Source organism: Novosphingobium sp. CCH12-A3, from assembly GCF_001556015.1.
GTDB classification, from domain to species: Bacteria; Pseudomonadota; Alphaproteobacteria; order Sphingomonadales; family Sphingomonadaceae; genus Novosphingobium; species Novosphingobium subterraneum.
In genome coordinates this window covers 34,083-54,775 of record NZ_LSIA01000018.1, presented here as the reverse complement: position 1 = coordinate 54,775, position 20,693 = coordinate 34,083, and the positions used below count along the sequence as shown (strand labels likewise).

20 protein-coding genes are annotated in these 20,693 nt (G+C 64.3%); 12 read left to right on the top strand and 8 right to left on the bottom strand.

The annotated features are described in order from the left end of the window. Positions 1–112 precede the first annotated feature (112 nt). From AX703_RS01245 to AX703_RS01230, 4 genes are read right to left on the bottom strand one after another with little or no spacing between them, the layout of a single operon-like run. Positions 113–1,180 (bottom strand): PA0069 family radical SAM protein, encoded by a 1,068-nt coding sequence (locus tag AX703_RS01245; RefSeq protein WP_062342058.1) that lies wholly within the window; start codon positions 1,178–1,180, stop codon positions 113–115. Positions 1,181–1,231: 51 nt separating this feature from the next. Then, positions 1,232–1,759, bottom strand: coding sequence for a molybdenum cofactor biosynthesis protein B (gene moaB, locus AX703_RS01240; RefSeq protein ID WP_039332003.1), 528 nt, complete (start codon positions 1,757–1,759; stop codon positions 1,232–1,234). Further along, positions 1,749–3,545, bottom strand: coding sequence for a lytic transglycosylase domain-containing protein (locus AX703_RS01235; protein WP_062342055.1), 1,797 nt, complete (start codon positions 3,543–3,545; stop codon positions 1,749–1,751). The genes moaB and AX703_RS01235 overlap by 11 nt, the downstream gene beginning before the upstream one ends. Beyond that, positions 3,521–4,300 carry a uracil-DNA glycosylase family protein gene (locus AX703_RS01230; protein ID WP_062342076.1) on the bottom strand — a complete coding sequence of 260 codons (780 nt, stop codon included), beginning with the start codon at positions 4,298–4,300 and terminating at the stop codon, positions 3,521–3,523. The genes AX703_RS01235 and AX703_RS01230 overlap by 25 nt, the downstream gene beginning before the upstream one ends. Positions 4,301–4,410: 110 nt before the next feature. Between AX703_RS01230 and AX703_RS01225 the strand changes: the two genes are divergently transcribed. From AX703_RS01225 to AX703_RS01195, 8 genes are all read left to right on the top strand, one after another. Continuing rightward, on the top strand, positions 4,411–6,060 hold the full coding sequence (locus AX703_RS01225; RefSeq protein ID WP_062342053.1) for an electron transfer flavoprotein-ubiquinone oxidoreductase: 1,650 nt from the start codon (positions 4,411–4,413) through the stop codon (positions 6,058–6,060). A 116-nt stretch (positions 6,061–6,176) separates the two neighbouring features. Continuing rightward, positions 6,177–6,521, top strand: a complete 345-nt coding sequence (locus tag AX703_RS27130; RefSeq protein ID WP_156451868.1) for a hypothetical protein — start codon at positions 6,177–6,179, stop codon at positions 6,519–6,521. Next, entirely contained in the window at positions 6,518–7,315 is a 798-nt protein-coding gene (locus AX703_RS01220) for a 4-(cytidine 5'-diphospho)-2-C-methyl-D-erythritol kinase (protein WP_062342051.1), read from the top strand. The genes AX703_RS27130 and AX703_RS01220 overlap by 4 nt, the downstream gene beginning before the upstream one ends. Then, entirely contained in the window at positions 7,312–8,034 is a 723-nt protein-coding gene (locus AX703_RS01215) for an N-formylglutamate amidohydrolase (RefSeq protein ID WP_062342049.1), read from the top strand. Before AX703_RS01220 ends, AX703_RS01215 begins: the two co-directional genes overlap by 4 nt. A 122-nt stretch (positions 8,035–8,156) precedes the next feature. Next, entirely contained in the window at positions 8,157–10,004 is a 1,848-nt protein-coding gene (gene ilvD, locus AX703_RS01210) for a dihydroxy-acid dehydratase (protein ID WP_039332011.1), read from the top strand. Beyond that, on the top strand, positions 10,004–10,360 hold the full coding sequence (locus AX703_RS01205; protein WP_062342047.1) for a hypothetical protein: 357 nt from the start codon (positions 10,004–10,006) through the stop codon (positions 10,358–10,360). Before ilvD ends, AX703_RS01205 begins: the two co-directional genes overlap by 1 nt. Then, positions 10,344–11,786, top strand: coding sequence for a bifunctional ADP-dependent NAD(P)H-hydrate dehydratase/NAD(P)H-hydrate epimerase (locus tag AX703_RS01200; protein ID WP_062342045.1), 1,443 nt, complete (start codon positions 10,344–10,346; stop codon positions 11,784–11,786). Before AX703_RS01205 ends, AX703_RS01200 begins: the two co-directional genes overlap by 17 nt. Then, complete coding sequence (locus tag AX703_RS01195; RefSeq protein WP_062342043.1) at positions 11,787–12,992, top strand: class I SAM-dependent RNA methyltransferase; 1,206 nt, start codon at positions 11,787–11,789, stop codon at positions 12,990–12,992. Between the two features lies 1 nt (position 12,993). Here the strand turns inward: AX703_RS01195 and AX703_RS01190 are convergent, their stop codons facing one another. The 3 genes from AX703_RS01190 to AX703_RS01180 all read right to left on the bottom strand — a co-directional run bounded on the left by AX703_RS01190 (position 12,994) and on the right by AX703_RS01180 (position 14,954). Further along, positions 12,994–13,428: an MAPEG family protein gene (locus tag AX703_RS01190; protein ID WP_039332019.1), complete on the bottom strand. Its 435-nt coding sequence runs from the start codon at positions 13,426–13,428 to the stop codon at positions 12,994–12,996. A gap of 25 nt (positions 13,429–13,453) precedes the next feature. Next, positions 13,454–13,885, bottom strand: a complete 432-nt coding sequence (locus AX703_RS01185) for an MAPEG family protein (RefSeq protein ID WP_062342041.1) — start codon at positions 13,883–13,885, stop codon at positions 13,454–13,456. A 64-nt stretch (positions 13,886–13,949) separates the two neighbouring features. Further along, the gene (locus AX703_RS01180; protein WP_062342039.1) at positions 13,950–14,954 is read right to left on the bottom strand and encodes a threonine/serine dehydratase; all 1,005 of its coding nucleotides are present in this window, start codon (positions 14,952–14,954) and stop codon (positions 13,950–13,952) included. A 91-nt stretch (positions 14,955–15,045) separates the two neighbouring features. Here AX703_RS01180 and AX703_RS01175 point away from each other — a divergent pair, with 91 nt between their 5' ends. The 4 genes from AX703_RS01175 (at position 15,046) to AX703_RS01160 (ending at position 20,223) form a co-directional block, all read left to right on the top strand. Continuing rightward, a complete protein-coding gene (locus AX703_RS01175; protein ID WP_062342074.1) occupies positions 15,046–16,251 on the top strand; it encodes a saccharopine dehydrogenase family protein in 1,206 nt (401 codons plus the stop codon). Positions 16,252–16,359: 108 nt separating this feature from the next. After that, complete coding sequence (locus tag AX703_RS01170) at positions 16,360–17,559, top strand: carboxynorspermidine decarboxylase (RefSeq protein WP_062342037.1); 1,200 nt, start codon at positions 16,360–16,362, stop codon at positions 17,557–17,559. Between the two features lie 41 nt (positions 17,560–17,600). Next, entirely contained in the window at positions 17,601–18,827 is a 1,227-nt protein-coding gene (locus tag AX703_RS01165) for a serine hydrolase (RefSeq protein WP_062342035.1), read from the top strand. 172 nt (positions 18,828–18,999) lie between these two features. After that, positions 19,000–20,223 carry a type III PLP-dependent enzyme gene (locus AX703_RS01160; protein WP_062342033.1) on the top strand — a complete coding sequence of 408 codons (1,224 nt, stop codon included), beginning with the start codon at positions 19,000–19,002 and terminating at the stop codon, positions 20,221–20,223. 57 nt (positions 20,224–20,280) lie between these two features. Here AX703_RS01160 and AX703_RS01155 read toward each other — a convergent pair whose 3' ends face one another. Further along, positions 20,281–20,664, bottom strand: a complete 384-nt coding sequence (locus AX703_RS01155; protein WP_062342031.1) for a YkvA family protein — start codon at positions 20,662–20,664, stop codon at positions 20,281–20,283. Positions 20,665–20,693: the final 29 nt, after the last annotated feature.

Sequence of the window (20,693 nt, the reverse complement as noted above, 5' to 3'; positions counted from 1 at the left end):
CCGGGCTTGACCCGGGATCCCGCTTCCTTGGTTCACAGGAAGCGCAGAAGAAAAGTGGGGGCCCGGGTCAAGCCCGGGGCGACGGTAGGTTTGGAGAATGTCTGGTGTGTGCTCAGAACAGGTCCAACTGGCCGTTGGGGCTGGGCTTTCTGAACTGCGCGCAGTCCAGATCGATGTGGGCCCTGCCGATGCCGTGCTTGCGACAGGCGACGCGGAAGCGGGTGCGGATGAGGTCGGCCCAGATGCCATTCGGCTTCATGCGGGTGAAGAACTGCGCGTCGTTGTCCTTGCCGCCGCGAACCGACTGGACGATCCCCATGACTTTCGATGCGCGATCCGGGAAGTGCGTGTCGAGCCATTCGCGGAACAGCGGGGCGACTTCGTGTGGAAGGCGCAGCATGATCCAACTGGCCGACCGCACGCCACGGTCTGCGGCGGCCTCAAGGATGCCTTCCATGAACTGGTCGGTGATCGAAGGAATGACCGGGGCGAGCGAAACATGGGTGGGGATGCCGGCGGCAACAAGCTTTCCAAGGGCTTCCAATCGCTTGGCAGGACTGCTTGCACGCGGTTCGAGAAGGCCGGACAGGCGCGGGTCGAGGCTGGTGACCGAAATGCCGACCGCGGTCAGATTGCTGCGGGCGAGTTCGGCCAGCAGGTCCAGATCATCCAGTACGCGCGCGGACTTTGTGGTGATGGTGACCGGGTGGCGCAATTCGAGGCAGAGTTCGAGAACCTGGCGGGTGATGCGGTAACGGCTTTCGATCGGCTGGTAGGGATCGGTATTTGTGCCCATGGCAATGGGAGCGGGCATGTAGCCGGGTTTGGCCAGGGTTTCACGCAGCAGCTTTGCCGCATCGGGCTTGGCAAAGAGCTTCGTTTCGAAATCGAGGCCGGGCGAGAGATCGTGCCAGGCGTGGGTGGGCCGAGCGTAGCAGTACACGCAGCCATGCTCGCACCCCCTGTAGGCGTTTACCGAACGATCAAAGGGGATGTCGGGCGAGCGGTTGAAGGTGAGGATCGAGCGGGGATGTTCTTCGGTGACCGTCGTGCGCAGCTTGGGACCGGGACCGTCGATATCCTCGCGCGCGTCGAGCCAGTCGCCGTCAACCTCGCGCGTGGCGAGGCCGAAGCGTGTCGGGACATTTGCGGATTGTGCGCCTCTGCCATGGACTGCCATGGCTGGATTGGAACATAAGTGGAACGAAAATGCAATAGCGATTAGAAAGACTTACTTTTCCAGCAGCCTCGGCATCAGTTCGACAAAGTTGCAGGGCCGGTTGCGGCTGTCGAGCTGTTCGTCGAGGATGCCGTCCCAGCCGTCCTTCACCGCGCCATTCGAGCCGGGCAGGGCGAAGATATAGGTGCCGCGCGCGACGACGGCGCAGGCGCGTGACTGGATCGTGCTGGTGCCGATGGTCTTGTAGGACAGCCAGCGGAACAGTTCGCCAAAGCCCGGGATGTCGCGCGTCTTGACGCGGTCGAGCGCTTCGGGCGTCACGTCGCGGCCGGTGAGACCGGTGCCGCCGGTGATGACGACGGCATCGACGGTGCGATCGTCGATCCAGTTGTTGAGGCGGCTGGCGATGCGGTCGGCATCGTCCTTTTCCATGGCGCGGGCAGCGAGCTTGTGGCCCTTGGCCTTGATGCGTTCGGCGAGGATATCGCCCGAGGTGTCCTCAGCCGGGCCGCGGGTGTCGGAGACGGTGAGCAGGGCGATGTTGATCGGCTTGAATTCGCGCGAAGTATCAATTGCCACGCGATGCGATCCTTATGTTCTCGGCGCCTGAAAGGCCGGGGAACTTGGGCCACATGCCCTGGACAAGGCCCATGCGGCTTTCCGACGGGCCGCCCGCCTGCTTTTCGTACATCCAGTAATTGCGCATGACGATGGAAACGTAGCCGCGCGTTTCCCAGTAGGGGATCGATTCCATCCACAGCAGCGGATCGCTGCCGCCGCGGATTTCCGTGTTCCAGCGGCTGATCGGAAGGGGGCCGGCATTGTAGGCGGCCATGACCTTGGGCAGGAGGCCCTGCGTCGCATCGGAATCGCGCAACTGCTGGAGATACTGCTGGCCGAAGGCAAGGTTGACGTCAGGGAGGTCGAGCTGGCGATCGCGCCCGGCCATTGCCGGCTCTACGCGGGCCATGTCCTTGGCCGTGCCGGGGCGGACCTGCATCAGACCCTTGGCCCCGGCCGGGCTGGTGACGGCCGTGCGGAAGTTCGATTCCTGCAGCGAATGGGCAAAGAGCAGCGCGGGATCGACCTTCCAGCCCGTGGCCGGCGTCCACTTCGGCGCAGGGAAGCGCGCGGATTCATCGGGACGGGCCCCTGCCGGGGCATTGTAGGCCATCCACAGCTGGGTGGAGGGGAGGCCCAGATCGCGGGCAAGGCGCGAGAGCGGGGCATATTGCCCGGGCGCGCCGATGCGGGCCTGATGGCGCAGGACTTCGTCGGCAAGGCCGTCTTCGCCGATTTCGGCAAGCTGCACGGCGGTGCGGATGTTCGGAACGTCGCGAAGCTGCTGCCAGTCATTCTGCGAGAAGTCCGGCGCCACCGGCGGCGTGCTTTCGCGCATGCCCAGCGCTTCGGACGCCATCATGCCGTAAAGCGTTTCGCGGAAGCGGGCGGCGTTGCGCAGCGAGGCCGAGACCTTTTCCGGCTTGCGGCAGCGCAGCCAGGCGCGGCTGGCCCAGTAGTGTGCGGCGGACGCCAGTTCGTCGTTCTGGGCTGATCCTGCGGTCTTTTCAAAGGCGTCGGCGGCGGCGAGGCAGTCGCTCAGGCGCCAGCTGGCAAGGCCTGCGGTCCAGTAGGCTTCCGCGACCCACGGGCCGGTGCCTTCGGCGGCGGTGAGCGAAAGAGCGCGGGCGGTGGCGTCGTCGTTCTCGATATAGAAGGCCCAGCCGACCTTCTGCCGCCATTCGGCGCGAGCAGCGGGCGAGAGCGTGGCATCGACCCCATCGAGCAGGACGCGGGCACCGACGGGATCGTCAAACTTGATGCGGTCCTGAATCGCGGCGGCGACGCCGGCCGGCATCGTACCGTCATCGATCGGGCGCGGCTTGATGCGCTTGGAGACGGTGGGAAGGCTGACAAGACGCTGTGCCTGCGGCAGGGCGGGCATGTCGGTGGCGCCGCGCTTCAGGGCGAGGCGACCGAGCTGTTCCGCCCACGGCAGGGCCGGAGCCTTGGTCAGCACTTCAGTGATCGGGGCGAGCTCTGCCTTGGGCGAGGTTGCGGCCAGCATGTACTGGGCGCGGGCTACCGTATGGAGAGGCCCATCGGTCCGCTGGGCGAACAGCGTCTGCACCTGCGTCCAGTCCTCGCGCTCGATCGCGGAGAACAGGCTCTTGTAATAGGAGCGATCGTCGGCGCTCAGCAGCGAGGGGACGGCGGTGCGATCGGCGCGGCCACGGAAATAGTCGACCGCGGCGCTGTTGGCGTGAGCCGGGACAGCCGGAAGCCCAAGCGACGAGGCCGCGAGCGCGAGCAGCGTGAACGTCTTGGCGCGAACCAGCTTCAAATCGTTTCGGTCCCCGTCCATTCGAGCCAGCGGCTCCACAGACCTGCCTTGAGGGCAGGGCGCTGCAGCATGGCTTCGAGATCCCACGCCGGCAGCGCGGGAAGTGGTGGCCCTTCTTGATTAATTGCCCGTAAACTTTGAGCCAAATTCGGCGGGTCGTTGCCGAGAAGCGCCGAAATGCCTGATGCGCCCAGGATCAGCAGTCGTTTCGGAGCGGCAAGAGTGATGTGGTGGAGGAGAACTTCGCCGAGGCCCGACTCCTTGTGGAGGTGCCAATCGGGCATCGGCACGTGGGCTGGAAGGGCAGAGGCGATGTAGGTTCGGGACCGGTCAAGGCCGAACGCGGCCAGCATGGCATCGAGCAATCGGCCTGCACGCCCGGAGAGAAGGGTATCGCCATCGTCTGCCGAGGGCATCGGCACCAGGATCATCAGGTCCGCACCTTGCGCGCCGACCGGAGGCAGGCGATGCAACCCGGCGGGCGCGAGGGCGGGTTCGGCCAACCACCAAGGGGCGAAGGCTCCAAAGGTCTGCGGCCAATCAGCCCTGGCGCTAACCTTGGCCACCTTGGGCGAATCATCGCGCTCTGCCGCCAGTTCACGCAGCGGTTTCATCGGCGCTGACTGAGTGGCTTCCTTGGGCTTGCGCGCTTCGGACAGCCAGTCTTGAGGATCGTCAACGAAGGCATGGTCCACGCCCGCATCGCGCCACCAATCGAGCGCGGCCGTAACGGCATCGCGCCACTGATGATTTTCTGCGTTAGCGATATCGGGCAACCTGTCTTTCCTTCCAGTCCAATTTGCGGTCTTGACCTTGCCTGTGCCCTCTTTCAAGGCACATTCGAAATTCAATCGTGCGTTTAGCAGCAGTCGGGAGATATCGGGGCATGAGCGAACGGGAATCGATGCCGTATGACGTCGTCATCGTTGGCGGAGGGCCTGCGGGCCTGGCTGCTTCGATCCGGCTGAAGCAGGAGAACCCGGAAATTTCGGTCTGCATCCTGGAAAAGGGTTCGGAAATCGGCGCGCACATCCTTTCGGGCGCGGTGATAGACCCGAAAGCGCTCGACGAACTGCTTCCGCAATGGCGCGAACAGGGCTGCCCGATGGCCGAAGTGCCGGTGACCGACAACTGGCACTGGGTGCTGTCGAAGAAGGGCAAGGTCTCGATCCCGCACTGGCCGATGCCGCCGTTCATGTCGAACGATGGCAACTATACCGGCAGTCTTGGCAACCTGTGCCGCTGGCTATCGGAACAGGCGATGGAACTGGGCGTCGAGATCTTCCCCGGCTTCCCGGCGGCAGAGATCCTGTTCGACGAGAATGGCGCGGTCATGGGCGTCGCGACCGGCGACATGGGCATTGCCAAGGACGGTTCGAAGAAGCCCGATTATCAGCCGGGCATGGAACTGCACGCCAAGTACACGCTGTTCGCCGAAGGCGCGCGCGGGCACCTGACCAAGCGGCTCAAGGCGCACTTCGATCTCGAGCGCGATTGCGAGCCGCAGGTCTATGGCATCGGCATCAAGGAACTGTGGGACATCGATCCCGAAAAGCACGTTCCGGGCCGGGTGATCCACACGCAGGGCTGGCCGCTTTCGGAATCGAATTCGTGGGGCGGCGGGTTCCTCTACCATCAGGCCAACAACCAGGTGGCATTGGGCTTCGTTACCGCGCTCGATTACGCCAACCCCTATGTCTATCCGTTCGAGGAATTCCAGCGCTGGAAGCAGCACCCGGAAATCCGCGCGATCCTGGAAGGCGGACGCCGCGTGTCGTACGGCGCGCGTGCGATCAATGAAGGCGGCTGGCAATCAGTGCCGCGCCTGTCGTTCCCGGGTGGCGCGCTGATCGGCTGCTCGGCCGGCTTCGTCAACGTGCCGCGCATCAAGGGCAGCCACACCGCGATGAAGAGCGGGATGCTGGCCGCGGAGTCCATCGCGGCGGCGATGGCAGCTGGCCGCGAGAAGGACGACATGGTCGAGTACGATGCGGCCGTGCGCGAAAGCTGGATCGCCAAGGAGTTGAAGAAGGTCCAGAACGCGCAGCCGTTGGTGGCCAAGTTCGGCGGCGAGCTGGGCACGGTGCTGGCCGGCGCGGACATGTGGCTGCGCACGATCGGCGGCTTTGGCATCTGGAAGCCGATGAAGCACCACCGAGACAGCGAGGCGACGCAGCGTGCGGACCTGTACAAGCCGATTGCCTACCCCAAGCCCGATGGCGTCATCACCTTCGACCGCCTGACCAGCGTCTCGTTCTCGTACACCAATCACGAGGAAGACCAGCCGAGCCACCTCGTGCTGAAAGACCCGACGGTGCCGACGCGGATCAACCTGCCGCTCTATGCGGGCCCCGAGCAGCGCTACTGCCCGGCGGGCGTCTATGAGTACGTTGGCGTGGAAGAAGGCAACCCGCGCCTGCAGATCAACGCCCAGAACTGCGTCCACTGCAAGACCTGCGACATCAAGGACATGACCCAGAACATCGAATGGGTCACGCCGGAAGGTGGCGGCGGGCCGAACTATCCGAATATGTGAGGTTGAGTTCCTCCCCGGCACGGGGAGGGCACACTGACTCTGGTCAGCATACATGAAGTCATGAGCTTGCGAACATCGCATCGACATTGGTAAACCGAGGCTGGAGGCGCCTGTTTATGGCCTACTCGCTGTTGGTGATGCTGTTTTCAGCTGCGCTTGCTTGGATGCTTGATTTGTATGGCAGGATGCCTTGGGGAAATGTCCGCCCTTCGAAGACTGACTTGAAGCATGTCTCGACGGCAAGCCCGGTGACCAAGCTTTCATTGAAATATCGAACCGCCTCGAGATGGGGAGGTATCGTTGGTTTCTGGTCAATTTTTATTTCAGTTTGGCTTTTTGGATCCACAATGAACGTCTGGGGGTGGTTGAGCTTGGGACTCCTCGGGGCGGTTTCCGTTGCAGCGGCGGTTTTTTCGCATTGGTGGCTTATCTCTTGCCGCACCCTTAGGCCAAAGAGATGAAAGAAACCGCTTACGCCAAGATCAACCTTGCGCTGCATGTGCGGCGGCGCAGGGAGGATGGGTATCATGAGCTTGAGACGCTGTTTGCCTTCGTGGATGCGGGGGATGTGCTGAGCGCTTCGTCTGCGCAGGCGGATTCGCTGCGCGTTGTCGGCGAGTTTGGCGGCGCTTTGGACGATCCGTTTGGCAATATCGTGGCCAAAGCCTTGCAATCCCTGCCGCATGGGCCGGGCTGGGCGGTGACGCTGGAGAAGAATCTGCCGGTGGCGGCCGGGCTGGGTGGCGGATCAGCCGATGCCGGGGCGATATTCCGGATGGTTCGGGACAGCCATGGTTTGCCGGAGGACTGGCATGCGCGAGCGGCGAAGCTGGGGGCGGACGTGCCGGCTTGCGTCGAGAGCGTGGCGTGCATCGGACGCGGAACCGGAACCGAACTGGAGCCGATCGCCAACGATCTGGCGGGGACGCCTGTGCTGCTGGTCAACCCTCGCATTCCGCTGGCGACCGGGCCGGTGTTCAAGGCTTGGGATGGCGTTGATCGCGGGCCGATGGAAGGTGACAACCTCAGGGAAATGGCGCTTGCGGGCCGCAATGATCTGGAAGCTCCGGCACTGACGCTCGTGTCAGAAATTGGCGATGTGCTGAGAGCCTTGGAGCAGACGGGCGCGTGGTTGACGCGTATGTCAGGATCAGGCGCGACGTGCTTCGCGCTCTATGATAGGCCTGAGCTGCGCGATGCCGCCAAGGTGGCTATGCCGGCGGGGTGGTGGACCTTGGCGGGGGCCCTGCGATGAGCGAGGCCTTTGCGATCCTTGGTCAGCCGCGCTTCGGGGGTATTCTGGTGGTGTCGGACCATGCTTCCAACCGCGTGCCTGATGACATCGACCTTGGCATCGCTCCCGAAGTGCTGAACCAGCATATCGCGGTTGACATCGGCGTAGCCGAAGTCGGCTCGTTGATGGCTCAGCGGCCCGGCATTGCGGCGTTTCAGGGCGGGGTGAGCCGTCTGGTCTGCGATTTCAACCGTGACGAGCATCTGCCGACCGTGGTGCCGATTGCCAGCGATGGCCATGCGATCCCCGGCAACGCGCTCGATCATGCAGGCCATGAGGCGCGGCTGGCGCGGTTCTTCCGGCCCTATCACGATGCGCTGGCCGACCTTCTGGCCGATGTGCCGCAAGCGCTGATCCTGTCCTTGCACAGCTTCACGCCGCAACTCGCCTCGAGCGATGAGCCTCGGCCCTGGCACGTGGGCGTGCTCTACAACGAGGATGATCGCGCAGCGCGGATCGCCATTCCAATGCTTGAGGCCGAAGGGCTCTGCGTCGGGGATCAGCTGCCCTATTCGGGCAGGCTGCTTAATGCGACAATGAACCGCCATGCCGAGGCGGATGGAAGGCCCTACCTGGGCATCGAGGTGCGGCAAGACCTGATCAGCGATGCTAAGGGCCAAGCTGAATGGGCCGAGCGGCTGGCGCGGATTGCCAATCAGGTTGCGGTCGCAATCAGTTAGGTTTTCTGCCACTTTTGGCTGACATAGTTGTAATTAATACTTTCGACAGCGGCTGATTCCGTCGGCTAGGGAACGATCCCAAGTCGCTCATAAAAACTGATTCCCTGTCCGGAGTTCGCACAATGCCCCCCTATCGTTCACGCACCACCACCCATGGCCGCAACATGGCGGGCGCGCGCGGGCTTTGGCGCGCAACGGGCATGAAGGACGAGGACTTCGGCAAACCGATCATCGCGGTGGTCAATTCGTTCACGCAGTTCGTGCCGGGCCACGTTCACCTCAAGGACCTCGGCCAGATGGTGGCGCGCGAGATCGAGGCGGCTGGCGGCGTTGCCAAGGAATTCAATACCATCGCGGTCGATGACGGGATCGCCATGGGCCACGACGGCATGCTCTATTCATTGCCGAGCCGTGACCTGATCGCCGACAGCGTGGAATACATGGTCAACGCCCATTGCGCCGACGCGATGGTCTGCATTTCCAACTGCGACAAGATCACGCCTGGCATGCTGATGGCGGCAATGCGGATCAACATTCCGGTCGTGTTCGTCTCGGGCGGGCCGATGGAAGCGGGCAAGGTAATCCTCAAGGGGAAGGAGCACGCGCTCGATCTGGTCGACGCTATGGTGGCCGCGGCCGACGACACGATGACCGACGAGGAAGTGACTGCGATCGAGCGGTCGGCCTGCCCGACCTGCGGTTCGTGCTCGGGCATGTTCACGGCCAATTCGATGAACTGCCTGACCGAGGCGCTGGGTCTTTCGCTGCCGGGCAATGGCTCGACGCTGGCTACCCACGCTGATCGCAAGCGCCTGTTCCTCGAAGCGGGGCGCCTCGCCGTGGACCTGTGCAAGCGCTACTACGAGGAGGACGATGCCAGCGTCCTGCCGCGCTCGATTGCCAGTTTCGATGCGTTCGAGAATGCGGTTTGCCTCGATATCGCGATGGGCGGTTCGACCAACACGGTGCTGCACCTGCTGGCGGCGGCGCACGAAGCGGGCGTGAACTTCACGATGTCGGACATCGATCGGCTGAGCCGTCGGGTGCCGTGCCTGTCGAAGGTCGCGCCGGCCAAGAACGACGTGCATATGGAGGACGTCCACCGGGCGGGTGGCATCTACGCCATTCTTGGAGAGCTGGATCGTGCGGGCCTGATCCACACGCACCTGCCGACCGTGCACAGCCGCACGCTGGCCGAAGCGCTGGATCGCTGGGACATCAAGCGCACCAATTCGCCAAGCGTGCAGGAATTCTTCAAGGCAGCGCCGGGCGGCGTGCCGACGCAGGTGGCCTTCTCGCAGGACCGTCGCTGGAAGGAACTGGACCTTGATCGCGAGACCGGTGTGATCCGTTCGGCCGAACACGCCTTCAGCAAGGACGGCGGGCTTGCCGTGCTCTACGGCAACATCGCGCGCGATGGCTGCATCGTGAAGACGGCAGGCGTCGATGAGAAGATCCACAAGTTCTCGGGGCCGGCCAAGGTCTATGAAAGCCAGGACGCGGCGGTGACGGCGATCCTGACCGGGCAGGTCGTGGCAGGGGACGTGGTGGTGATCCGCTATGAAGGGCCGAAGGGCGGCCCGGGCATGCAGGAAATGCTCTATCCCACCAGCTACCTCAAGTCGAAGGGGCTGGGCGCGGCGTGCGCACTGCTGACCGACGGGCGCTTTTCGGGCGGGACTTCGGGCCTTTCCATCGGCCATGCCTCGCCGGAAGCGGCCGAGGGTGGCGAGATCGGGCTGGTCCAGAACGGCGACATGATCGAGATCGACATCCCAAACCGCACCATCCATCTGGCGGTGAGCGACGAGGAATTGTCGCACCGTCGTGCGGCCCAGGACGCCAAGGGCTGGAAGCCGGCGCAGGAGCGGCCGCGCCAGATCTCGACGGCGCTCAAGGCCTATGCCGCGATGACCACCAGCGCGGCGCGCGGTGCGGTGCGCGACCTCAAGCAGCTGGGCATCGACTGATGCGCAAGGGGCTGCCAGCGCTGCTGATCTGCGGGGTGCTGGCTGCCTGCTCAAAGGCCGAGGACGCGCCGAAGGGGCGGGTGATCGATTGCGCAGTGGGCGGATCGGCGAAGTTCCTGCCGGAATGCTTTGTCGAGGACTCGCGCGTGGGTGACAAGCGCTTCCTGACCGTGCGGCACAAGGCCGGGGGTTTTCGCCGGTTTGAGATGGTGAACGACGGGCGCGGCGTGGTATCGGCTGACGGGGCCGACGAGGCGACGGCGCAGTGGTCGTCGCAAGGCGTGCTCGAAGTTTCGGTCGCGGGAGACCGCTATCGCTTTCCGGCAAGGATGAAGGACGATGCCCCGCAGCCGTGAGCCTGTGCTTTCGCAAGTACTCACAGTGGCGCAGATGCGCGCCGCAGAGGAGGACCTGATTGCGGCGGGCTCGACTGTCGATGCGCTGATGCAACTGGCCGGGCGCGGGGCGGGCGAGTGGGTACGCCGGATCGCGGGCGGCGGTTCGGTTACCGTGCTGTGCGGGCCGGGCAACAACGGCGGCGATGGCTGGGTCATCGCCGAATACCTTCGCGAACATGGCAATGCCGTGCAGGTCGTGCAGGCGCGCGAGCCGGTGACGGATGCGGCGCGCAATGCCAAGGCCCTGTATCGCGGGGCGGTCGTTTCGGCGGGAAGTGTGACGGCGGGGGACGTGTTCGTCGACTGCCTGTTCGGAAGCGGGCTGACGCGCGCCTTGCCGGATGATCTTCTTGCCCTGCTGTGCGATTTGGCGGCGCTGCATCGCCATCGCATTGCGATTGATCTGCCGAGCGGAATCGAAAGTGACAGCGGCGCCGCGCTGAATGAGGGCTTGCCGGAGTGGTCGTTGACAGTGGCGCTGGGGGCGTGGAAGCATGCCCACTTTGCCATGCCTGCCTGTTCGAAGATGGGCGCGGTCAGGCTGGTTGATATCGGCGTGGCGGCACTGCCGGGCGCGGCGCGGGTCCTGGCGAAACCGAAGCTGGAGGCACCTGCAGCCGATGCGCACAAGTACCGGCGCGGGATGCTCGGGATCGTCGCCGGAGAGATGCCAGGCGCAGCCTTGCTGGCGGCGACGGCCGCGCTGCGGGCAGGGGCGGGATACGTGAAGCTTGCAGCGCAGGCAGCGCCCTTGGTGGTCCCGCCGGAGTTGGTGGTGACCGGCGACGCTGCGGAAATGCTGGCCGACGCGCGGACCTCGGCGCTACTGGTAGGGCCGGGTCTGGGCCGGTCTGATGAAGTGTCGCGCCTGCTCGCTGCTGCGCTCCATGCTGGCCGACCGACAGTGGTGGATGCCGATGCGCTGGTCTTGTTGCGACCGGCGATGTTGTCTGGTGCACAATGCATTCTGACCCCGCACGAGGGCGAGATGACCGCGCTGGAGCGGGCTTTCGGGCTGTCGGGGGCTGGCTTGCGGCGAGATCGCGCGCTTGCTCTGGCTGAGGTTTCAGGCGCGGTCGTGGTGCTGAAAGGGCCGGATACGCTGATTGCCGCGCCCGGTGGCGAGACTGTTCTGGCACCGCGCGCTTCATCGTGGCTTTCGGTGGCAGGGACGGGCGACGTCCTGGCGGGAGCCATCGCCAGCCGCCTTGCCACGCATTGTCAGGACTTGGAGCAAGCCTTGCGCGCCGCCGAAGAAGGCCTATGGCTCCACGGCGAAGCGGCGCGGCTGTGCGGGCCTGCGTTCACGGCCGGAGAACTGGCCCATGCCGTGCAGGCAGCGCTGAAGGCCTGCCACGGAGGTGGCTACGAAGGAACTTCTTGAATGAGCGAGTCAGGTCTGATCGTGCGTGTTGCCGCGAAGGGGGAAGGCGCAACGGCAGACGGCAGATACGCGGCGCTGGCGGCTCCCGGCGACGTGCTGCAGGCTGATGGTTCGCTGGTGCATGGCCCGAACCATGTCGATCCGCCGTGTCGGCACTTTCCCGCCTGCGGCGGTTGCCAGTTGCAGCACCTGTCCGAGAATGCGCTGGCCGAATACGTGCACGATCGCGTCGTAGGTGCGGCAAAGGGACAGGGGATCGCGGACGTGGTAGCCACGGCGGCGCACATCTCCCCGCCACGTTCGCGCAGAAGGGCGACCTTGCATGCGCAGGCGATCGGCAAGCGCGTGGTCATCGGGTTTCGCGAGCAGGGCTCGCACAAGATCGTCGACATGCGCGAGTGCCATGTTCTGGCGCCTGCACTGTTTGCACTGGTAGCGCCCTTGCGCGCCCTGCTCGAGCAATGGGGCGACCGCAAGCTGGCGGTCGATGTCGAGCTGGCGCTGGCCGATCAGGGTGTGTCGGTTGGCTTGAAGGGGCTGACTGCCGAAGGTCTGGCGAAGACCGAAGCCTTGCTCGACTTTGCGCGGGCCAACAGCCTGGCGCGGCTGACGATGGATTCTGGCTATGGCGCCGAGGGCGTGTGGGAGCCGGAGCCGGTAACGGTCACCCTTGGCGGGACGCCGGTTTCGTTGCCGCCCGGAGCTTTCCTGCAGGCGACTGCCGATGGCGAGGCAGCGCTTGTGGGTGCGGCGCGCGAGTGGCTGGCTGGGGCACCCACGGTGGCCGATCTGTTTTCAGGACTCGGCACCTTCGCCTTTGCCCTTGCGGGTCCGAAGACCAAGGTGCTGGCAGCCGAGGCGGCGCGCGATGCGTATCTTGCCTGCCAGGCGGCGGCGCGGATGAACGGTCGACCGGTTCATCCGCTGCACCGGGACCTGTTCCGCAATCCGCTGCGGGTGGAAGAACTGGATCGCTTTGCTTCCGTCGTGCTCGATCCACCGCGGGCGGGCGCGCAGGAGCAGGTGGAGCAGATCGCCCTGAGCAAGGTTGCGCGCGTGGTCTATATCAGCTGCAACCCCGCAAGCTGGGCGCGGGATGCGATCAAGCTGATCGCGGGCGGTTACAGGCTGGCGGAGCTGCGGCCGATCGGCCAGTTCCGCTGGTCGACGCACGTGGAGCTCGCCAGCCTGTTCGTCCGCGATTGAATCAGGCGGCGAAGACGATCTTCGCGGCGTGGTAGATCAGCGCCATGAGCGCGACGCTCGACAGCGAGAACAGGATGAAGCGGACCATGACCTTGTTCACGGTCGCCTGCACCAGTGAGTGGACAACGCGCAAGGCTACATAGGCCCATGCCACGGTCGCGCTGGTGCCGTTGCCGGCCCCTGCGACAGCGATGACGAGGCAGACCGCGTAGAACAGCGTCGGCGCTTCGTGCAGGTGGTTGTAGTTGTGGGCCTTCCATTGGACGCTGGCGGGAAGCAGATCGTCGAGCGTCCTGGTGGGGTCCTTGGCGAGACTGTCTGGATCGAGCTTTGCCGCATTCATGGCCGGAATGCGGGTGACGTACATCCACAGCCACATGACCATGGTCCACGCCATCAGTGCAACGGCAGGTTGCAGGATATGGGCAATCTTCATTGGCATTTTCCCCCTTTTTTATGGCTTATCCGTGGCCCATGGTCGCTCCCAGCGCGCGCAGGGCCAGCCCGATCAGGCACAGCGTTGACAAAAGGAACAGGCTGAAGCGCACAGGCACGCGGTTGACGGTTGCCTGCCAGATCGAGTGGACGATGCGCAGGACAACGTAGCCCCATGCCAGCATGACATCGAGCGAGGCTGCCCCCATGATCGCAAGGATCATCACGGTGGCGTAGAACAGCGTCGGCTGTTCCATGAGGTGGCTGTAGTTGTGCGCCTTCCAGTTGATCTCGTCGGGCAGCACGCCTTCGAGGTCCTGTCCGCGCCCGCCGGGCTTGGCTTTGCCGAGGCCACCCTTTTGCTTGAGGGCTGGCAGCCGCGTTCCGGCCATCCAGAACAGCATGACAATCGACCACAGCACAAGCACCGCGGCGGGCGTGAGGATTTGCGCCTGCATCTTCAGATCTCCCCCGAGAATTGCCGGGAGAGTGCGAGGTGTGAGTTAGATTGTCAAATGCAACTTATCCGTGGTGCGCAATCACTTGGGCAAAGGCGGCCGGGTCGACGTTGCCGCCCGAGAGCAGAACGGCGGTACGGCCATCTGCGGCCACCTTGCCGGCGAGCAACGCGGCGAGGCCTGCTGCTCCGCCCGGCTCGACGACCAGCCTCAGCTTGCTGAAGGCATAGCGCTGGGCGGCGCGCACTTCCGCTTCGGTTACGCTCAAGCCCCTGAGGCCCCGCGCGGAGAGGACGGCGAAGTTGATGGGGAAGGTGGCGGGCGTCTGCAGCGCGTCGCACGCTGTGGGAGGGGCGTCGCGAGGGACGCGCTGGATCGCGCCACTGACGAGGCTCCGGGCGACATCGTCCCAGCCTTCGGGTTCGACGGGCACGATCTCGGCGTCGGGCAGGGCAAGGGCGAGACCGGCGGCAAGGCCGCCGCCGCCGCAGGGCGTGACGACGCGGGTCGGGCCACCATCGGCGAAACATTCCATCTGCGCGGCCAGTTCGATTCCGGCGCTGCCCTGACCTTCAATCACCCATGGATCGCCAAAGGCATGGACAAGCGTTGCCCCGCTTTGCGCAACAAGTGTAGCGGCCACGGCATCGCGATCCTCGCCGCCGGGCCGATCATAGAGCACGACGTCTGCGCCAAGCTCGCGCGTGGCGGCGAGTTTCACTTGCGGCGCGTCATTGGGCATCACGATCCGGGCCGCAATGCCGAGCCGGCGGGCGGCCCAGGCCACGCCTTGCGCGTGGTTGCCGCTCGATACGGCGATGACGCCGCGGCTGCGCTCGTCATCGGTCAGGTCAGACAGCCGGTGCCACGCGCCGCGAATCTTGAAGGCGCCGACGGGCTGGAGGCATTCGGCCTTGCACCACACGGTTCCGCCATTCGGCAGTTCAAGCGGAAGCAGCGGCGTTTGCGGCAGAAGCTGCGCCATCTTTTCCGCGGCGCGGATTACGCCTGCGCGGGTGGGAGCGCGCTGATCTGACGAAGCATTCGGGTTAGGACTTGGGTTTGTCATGACTCTACTCTAAAGGGCCTGCCCATGAATGTCCTGCGCGTTCGATCGAGAGGTCCGGAACGCGACGGGACAAATGGCATTTGGAGCAATCATGGCAAAAGTTCTCGTCATCGGCGCAGGCGGCGTCGGCTCGGTCGCGGTCCACAAGATGGCGATGAATTCCGATATCTTCACCGGCATTGCGCTGGCGAGCCGCACCAAGTCCAAGTGTGATGCCATTGCCGCTTCGGTGAAGGAGCGCACCGGAGTCACGATCGACACCTACCAGATCGACGCGGATGACGTTGCCGCAACCACGGCGCTGATCAACGAGGTCAAGCCCGTCCTCGTCGTCAACCTCGCGCTGCCGTACCAGGATCTCAACATCATGGACGCCTGCCTTGCGGCCGGCGTCAACTACATGGACACCGCGAACTACGAACCGATCGACGAGGCCAAGTTCGAATATTCGTGGCAGTGGGCCTATCAGGACAAGTTCAAGGAAGCGGGCCTGATGGCGCTGCTGGGATCGGGCTTCGATCCGGGGGTGACCAGCGTTTTCGCAACCTGGCTGAAGAAGCACAAGCTCGACACGATCCGCACGCTCGACATCCTCGATTGCAACGGCGGCGATCATGGCCAGCACTTTGCCACCAACTTCAATCCGGAAATCAACATCCGCGAAGTGACCGCGCCTGCGCGGCACTACCTCAACGGCGAGTGGGTGGAGACGCCGGCGCTGACCATCCGCCAGCAGTTCGACTTCGAGGAAGTCGGCCCGAAGAACATGTACCTGATGTACCACGAGGAACTCGAAAGCCTCGCGCATCACCTGCCCGAGATCGAGCGCATCCGCTTCTGGATGACGTTCGGCGATGCCTATATCACGCACCTGACCGTGCTGCAGAACGTGGGCATGACCCGGATCGATCCGGTGATCTACGAGGGCAAGGAAATCATCCCGCTGCAGTTCCTCAAGGCGGTTCTGCCCGAACCGGCTTCGCTCGGCCCCACGACCAAGGGCAAGACCAACATCGGCGATATCGCCACGGGCCTGAAGGATGGCGAGGAAAAGACCTTCTACATCTACAACATCTGCGACCACGAGGACGCCTATCGCGAGACCGGCAACCAGGCGGTGAGCTACACCACCGGCGTGCCCGCGATGATCGGCGCGGCGATGATGGTGCAGGGCATCTGGTCGGGCGCCGGCGTGTTCAACATGGAACAGTTCGATCCTGATCCCTACATGGACATGCTCAACAAGCACGGGCTACCGTGGCAGGTGAAGGAACTGGCGGGTCCGCTGGCGTTCTGATCTTTCTGCGTCCCCGCGAAGGTGGGGGCGTTCCACGTCTGATGTCGTGTTGGACGGAATGGGGCCCCCGCCTGCGCGGGGGTCCATTGTTTTGAAGTGAGGCTTAGCATGGAAACCAGAGCGGGCGATCCGGGGGCTTTTGCGCAGTTTGACCTGAACCGGGTGGATAGCCCGGCATTCGTGGTCGATGCAGCGAAGTTGCGGGCCAATCTGGCGGTGCTGGCCGACGTGCGGGACCGCGCCGGGATCAAGGTGCTGGCGGCGCTCAAGGCGTTTTCGATGTGGAAGGTGGCGCCGATCGTCGGGGAGTATCTCGACGGCGTGTGCACGTCCGGCCTGTGGGAAGCCAAGCTGGCGGCCGAGCACTATTCGGGCGAGATCGCGACGTACTGCGCGGCCTACAAAGCTGAGGATCTGCCCGAGATCCTGCGGCTATCGGATCATGTGATCTTCAATTCGCCCGGCCAGCATGCGCGCTTTGCGGGCGAGATCGCGGCAGCGCAGGCTGCCGGAGGCAAATTCGACATCGGCCTAAGGATCAATCCACTTCACGCCGAGGGCGAGGTGCCGCGTTATGACCCTTGCGCGCCGCATTCGCGTCTGGGCTTCCCGGTGGATCAGTTGTTGCCAGAACACCTGGAAGGCGTATCGGGCCTGCATTTCCACACGCTGTGCGAGCAGGATTTCGAGCCATTGAAGCGCACCTGGGAGGCGCTGGAGGCACGGATTGCGCCGTACTTCGGGCAGCTCAAGTGGCTGAACTTTGGCGGCGGCCACCACATCACCCGCGCCGATTACCAGCGTGAGGACCTGATCGCATTCCTGCGTGAGGTGAAGGCGCGCACGGGTTGCGAGATCTACCTCGAGCCGGGCGAGGCCGTGGCGCTGGATGCGGGAATTCTGGTCGGCACCGTGCTCGACACGCACTGGAACGGGATGCAGCTTGGCATCACCGACATTTCGGCGACCTGCCACATGCCCGACGTGATCGAGGCACCTTATCGTCCGGCAATGCTGGGCGAACTGCCCATCGACGAGTACGAGGATGGCGGGGAGGGAGGCGCTCCGGTGCGTCTTGGTGGGCCTTCGTGTCTCGCGGGCGATGTGATCGGCGATTACCGCAAGCCCGGGTTGGCGCAGCCGGGCACGCGCTTTGCGTTTCTCGATCAGGCGCATTACTCGATGGTCAAGACCACGACCTTCAACGGCGTGCCACTGCCGTCGATCTGGCTGTGGGACAGCAAGAGCGATGCGCTCGAGAAGGTGCGCGGCTTCACTTACGAGGACTTCCGCGACCGTCTTTCCTGAGGCATGCTGCCTGCTGACAACAATGTTGGCGGGAGAAGGCAATGGCGGGCGATTTGCTCGATGGTGTGACGAGCGATCCGGTGCGCATGGGCTGGATGCAAGGTTCGCCGCCGCCTGCCGACAAGATCCTGCTCGCCTCGCGCGCGGACCACACGCGGTTTCCGATGATCCGCTGGTCCTATTCCAACATGCGCCAGTTCGTGCCCTCGCGACGTGTGGCCGCGGGGGACGAGAGCAAGGCGCTTGAACGGGCAATTGACGAGGGGCTGGGGCAGATCCGTTTCGTACCGCTGAATGCGGATGAGCCGATGTCGCTGGAACAGTCGCTGACGCAGGCCTTCACCGATGGCATTCTGGTCCTGCACCGCGGCAAGGTGGTGTTCGAGCGCTGGTTCGGCGTGACCGGGCCGGAGACGAGGCATATCGCCTTTTCGGTAACCAAGAGCTTCGTCGGAACGCTTGCCGAGATGCTGGTCGAGGAGGGCAGGCTTGATCCTGCGGCGCTGGCGTCGGATTACCTGCCGGAACTGACCGGGAGCGGGTTTGGCGATGCGACGGTGCGCCAGGTGCTGGACATGACCACCGCGCTCGATTTCTCCGAGGATTATGCCGATCCCAACTCTGGCATCGGGGCCTACAGTGCGGCTCTTGGGCTGACGCCGAGGCCGGTGGACTATGCCGGGCCGATTGATCTTGCGTCGTACCTGCCCCGCATCGGCAAGGCGGGTCAGCACGGGACAGGCTTCACCTATCGCACGCCCAATACCGAAGTGCTGGCGTGGATGATTGCGCGGATCGAGCGGAAGCACTTTGCCGAGGTGCTGTCGGAGCGGATCTGGCGGCCGCTGGGCATGCGGGGCGATGCCGACCTCATCGTGGACCAGGCGGGAACGGCCTTTGCCGGTGGCGGGTTGAACCTGAGGCTGGAGGACCTGGCGCGGTTTGGCGAGGCGATGCGCCTTGGCGGGCTGGGGGTCATTCCCGAAGCCGTGGTGCAGCGGGCGACGCATGGCGGAGAGCCGGCGCATTTCGACCGCAACCGCTATCCGCAACTGCCGGGTTGGAGCTATGGCAGCCAGTGGTGGATCAGCAACAACAACCGCGGCTGCTTCTCCGCGCGGGGCATCCACGGGCAGACTCTGTGGGTCGATCCTGCAGCGGAAATGACGGTGGCACGATTCGCATCGCACCCCACAGCTGCCAATGGCGCCAACGATCCGCTGTCACTCCCGGCATGGGCTGCACTGGCCGAAGCATTAAGTTCCTGATTTTTCGCGATCTGTCTGGATTTGTTTCATTTTCCTGACAGGACTTTTGGGCAGCGTTATTTTCACTTGAGATTCATGCGCAGGGCCTTATTTACCCCCCTCTCGCTGCCCCATGGGGACTTCCAAACCGCAAGGCAGCTTCGTTCAACGTTCCGTTTGGGGGTCCCTTGAGTTGCACATCCATCCTGACGCACTGGCTGTAGTTCGCGCCTCCGCGCCTGAACAACCCGCCATTTTGAACCGTCCGCACGCCGCCGCGCGCGCTGCCCGCTTCTTCGTCGAGAAGTTTCCGGGCAAGTCGCTGTATGCGGTGAAGGCGAATCCGTCGGCCGATCTGATCCGCATCCTGTGGGATTCGGGCGTAACGCACTATGACGTCGCCTCGATCGCGGAAGTGCGCCTGGTGCGCGAGACGCTGCCCGAGGCAGTGCTGTGCTTCATGCATCCGGTGAAGGCTCCGGCTGCGATCCGCGAAGCCTATCACACCTATGGCGTGCGAGTGTTCAGCCTCGATTCGATCGAGGAGCTGGAGAAGATCAAGGCTGCGACGGCAGACTCGGAGGGCAACGTGCCCGAAGACCTGACGCTGTGCGTGCGCCTGCGCGTTTCGTCGGAATACTCGGAGCTGAGCCTCGCCTCGAAGTTCGGCTGCGATCTGGCCAATGCGGCAGAACTGCTCCAGGCGACCCGCCAGGTGGCGGACTCGCTGGGCGTGTGCTTCCATGTCGGCAGCCAGTCGATGAGCCCGCATGCCTATGTGCAGGCGTTGGAGCGTGTGCGTGCCGCGATCGTCGATGCTTCGGTCCTTGTCGACATCATCGACGTGGGCGGTGGCTTCCCCTCGATCTACCCGGGCATGGAACCGCCGCCGCTCGAAGACTACTTCGGCGTGATCGACCGTACCTATGAATCGCTGCCGGTTTCCTACTCGGCCGAACTGTGGTGCGAGCCGGGCCGTGCGCTGTGCGCGGAATACAACTCGATGATCGTGCGCGTCGAACGTCGCCGCGGCGCCGAGCTGTACATCAACGATGGCGCTTACGGCGCGCTGTTCGACGCGGCCCATGTCGGCTGGCGCTTCCCCGTCCGCGTGCTGCGCGACGAGGTGGCGAACGATGTCGACACCGAGATCGAGCTGGAGCCGTTCAGCTTCTATGGCCCAACCTGCGACGACATGGACCACATGGAAGGTCCGTTCGAACTGCCGGTGGACATGAAGGTTGGCGATTACATCGAGATCGGCATGCTCGGCGCCTATGGCGCGGCAATGAAGACCGCGTTCAACGGCTTCGGCGCCACAGAAGTGTTCGAAGTGACTGACGAGCCGATGTCGAGCCAGTATCGGGGCGATCGCCGCGATCCGCGCGTTTCGGACAACGTGGTCTCGCTGCGCTAATTGCTGGCGCGATTGAGGATACAAGGAAGGCCCTGCCGCGAGGTGGGGCCTTTCTCGTTATTGCTGTGCGAAGACGGCGTGATAGATGACTGCCGCGGCAACCAGCCACAGTACCACGACAGCGACGAGCCCGCCGGTTGAGCATGGCTTGCCGACTGCGCTGGCACGTTCGCGCAGGTCTTGCATGAGCGGTGCGGGGATCATCCTGACGGCGAGCGCGATGCCAAGCGGCACGAGGATCACGTCGTCAAGATAGCCGAGGATCGGGATGAAATCGGGGATGAGGTCAATAGGGGACAGGGCATAGGCCGCGATGATGGCGGCGGCGACTTTAGCTGCAACCGGCACGCGCGGATCGCGCGCGGCAAGCCACAGGGCCACCACATCACGCTTGATGCGCCGGGCCCATGCCTTGAGATCCTGGAGTGCCTTTACTGCCACCAGCTCGAAGTAGGAGCGCGGGCCGCTGT

Coding starts and splice junctions, on each gene's coding strand:
- ilvD (WP_039332011.1), top strand. CDS start 8,157: ATGCCCCCCTATCGTTCACGCACCACCACCCATGGCCGCAACATGGCG.
- AX703_RS01190 (WP_039332019.1), bottom strand. CDS start 13,428: ATGAAGATTGCCCATATCCTGCAACCTGCCGTTGCACTGATGGCGTGG.
- AX703_RS01245 (WP_062342058.1), bottom strand. CDS start 1,180: ATGGCAGTCCATGGCAGAGGCGCACAATCCGCAAATGTCCCGACACGC.
- AX703_RS01180 (WP_062342039.1), bottom strand. CDS start 14,954: ATGACAAACCCAAGTCCTAACCCGAATGCTTCGTCAGATCAGCGCGCT.
- AX703_RS01175 (WP_062342074.1), top strand. CDS start 15,046: ATGGCAAAAGTTCTCGTCATCGGCGCAGGCGGCGTCGGCTCGGTCGCG.
- AX703_RS01225 (WP_062342053.1), top strand. CDS start 4,411: ATGAGCGAACGGGAATCGATGCCGTATGACGTCGTCATCGTTGGCGGA.
- AX703_RS01235 (WP_062342055.1), bottom strand. CDS start 3,545: ATGGACGGGGACCGAAACGATTTGAAGCTGGTTCGCGCCAAGACGTTC.
- AX703_RS01200 (WP_062342045.1), top strand. CDS start 10,344: ATGCCCCGCAGCCGTGAGCCTGTGCTTTCGCAAGTACTCACAGTGGCG.
- AX703_RS01220 (WP_062342051.1), top strand. CDS start 6,518: ATGAAAGAAACCGCTTACGCCAAGATCAACCTTGCGCTGCATGTGCGG.
- AX703_RS01185 (WP_062342041.1), bottom strand. CDS start 13,885: ATGCAGGCGCAAATCCTCACGCCCGCCGCGGTGCTTGTGCTGTGGTCG.
- AX703_RS01215 (WP_062342049.1), top strand. CDS start 7,312: ATGAGCGAGGCCTTTGCGATCCTTGGTCAGCCGCGCTTCGGGGGTATT.
- AX703_RS01170 (WP_062342037.1), top strand. CDS start 16,360: ATGGAAACCAGAGCGGGCGATCCGGGGGCTTTTGCGCAGTTTGACCTG.
- AX703_RS01205 (WP_062342047.1), top strand. CDS start 10,004: ATGCGCAAGGGGCTGCCAGCGCTGCTGATCTGCGGGGTGCTGGCTGCC.
- AX703_RS01195 (WP_062342043.1), top strand. CDS start 11,787: ATGAGCGAGTCAGGTCTGATCGTGCGTGTTGCCGCGAAGGGGGAAGGC.
- AX703_RS27130 (WP_156451868.1), top strand. CDS start 6,177: ATGGCCTACTCGCTGTTGGTGATGCTGTTTTCAGCTGCGCTTGCTTGG.
- AX703_RS01165 (WP_062342035.1), top strand. CDS start 17,601: ATGGCGGGCGATTTGCTCGATGGTGTGACGAGCGATCCGGTGCGCATG.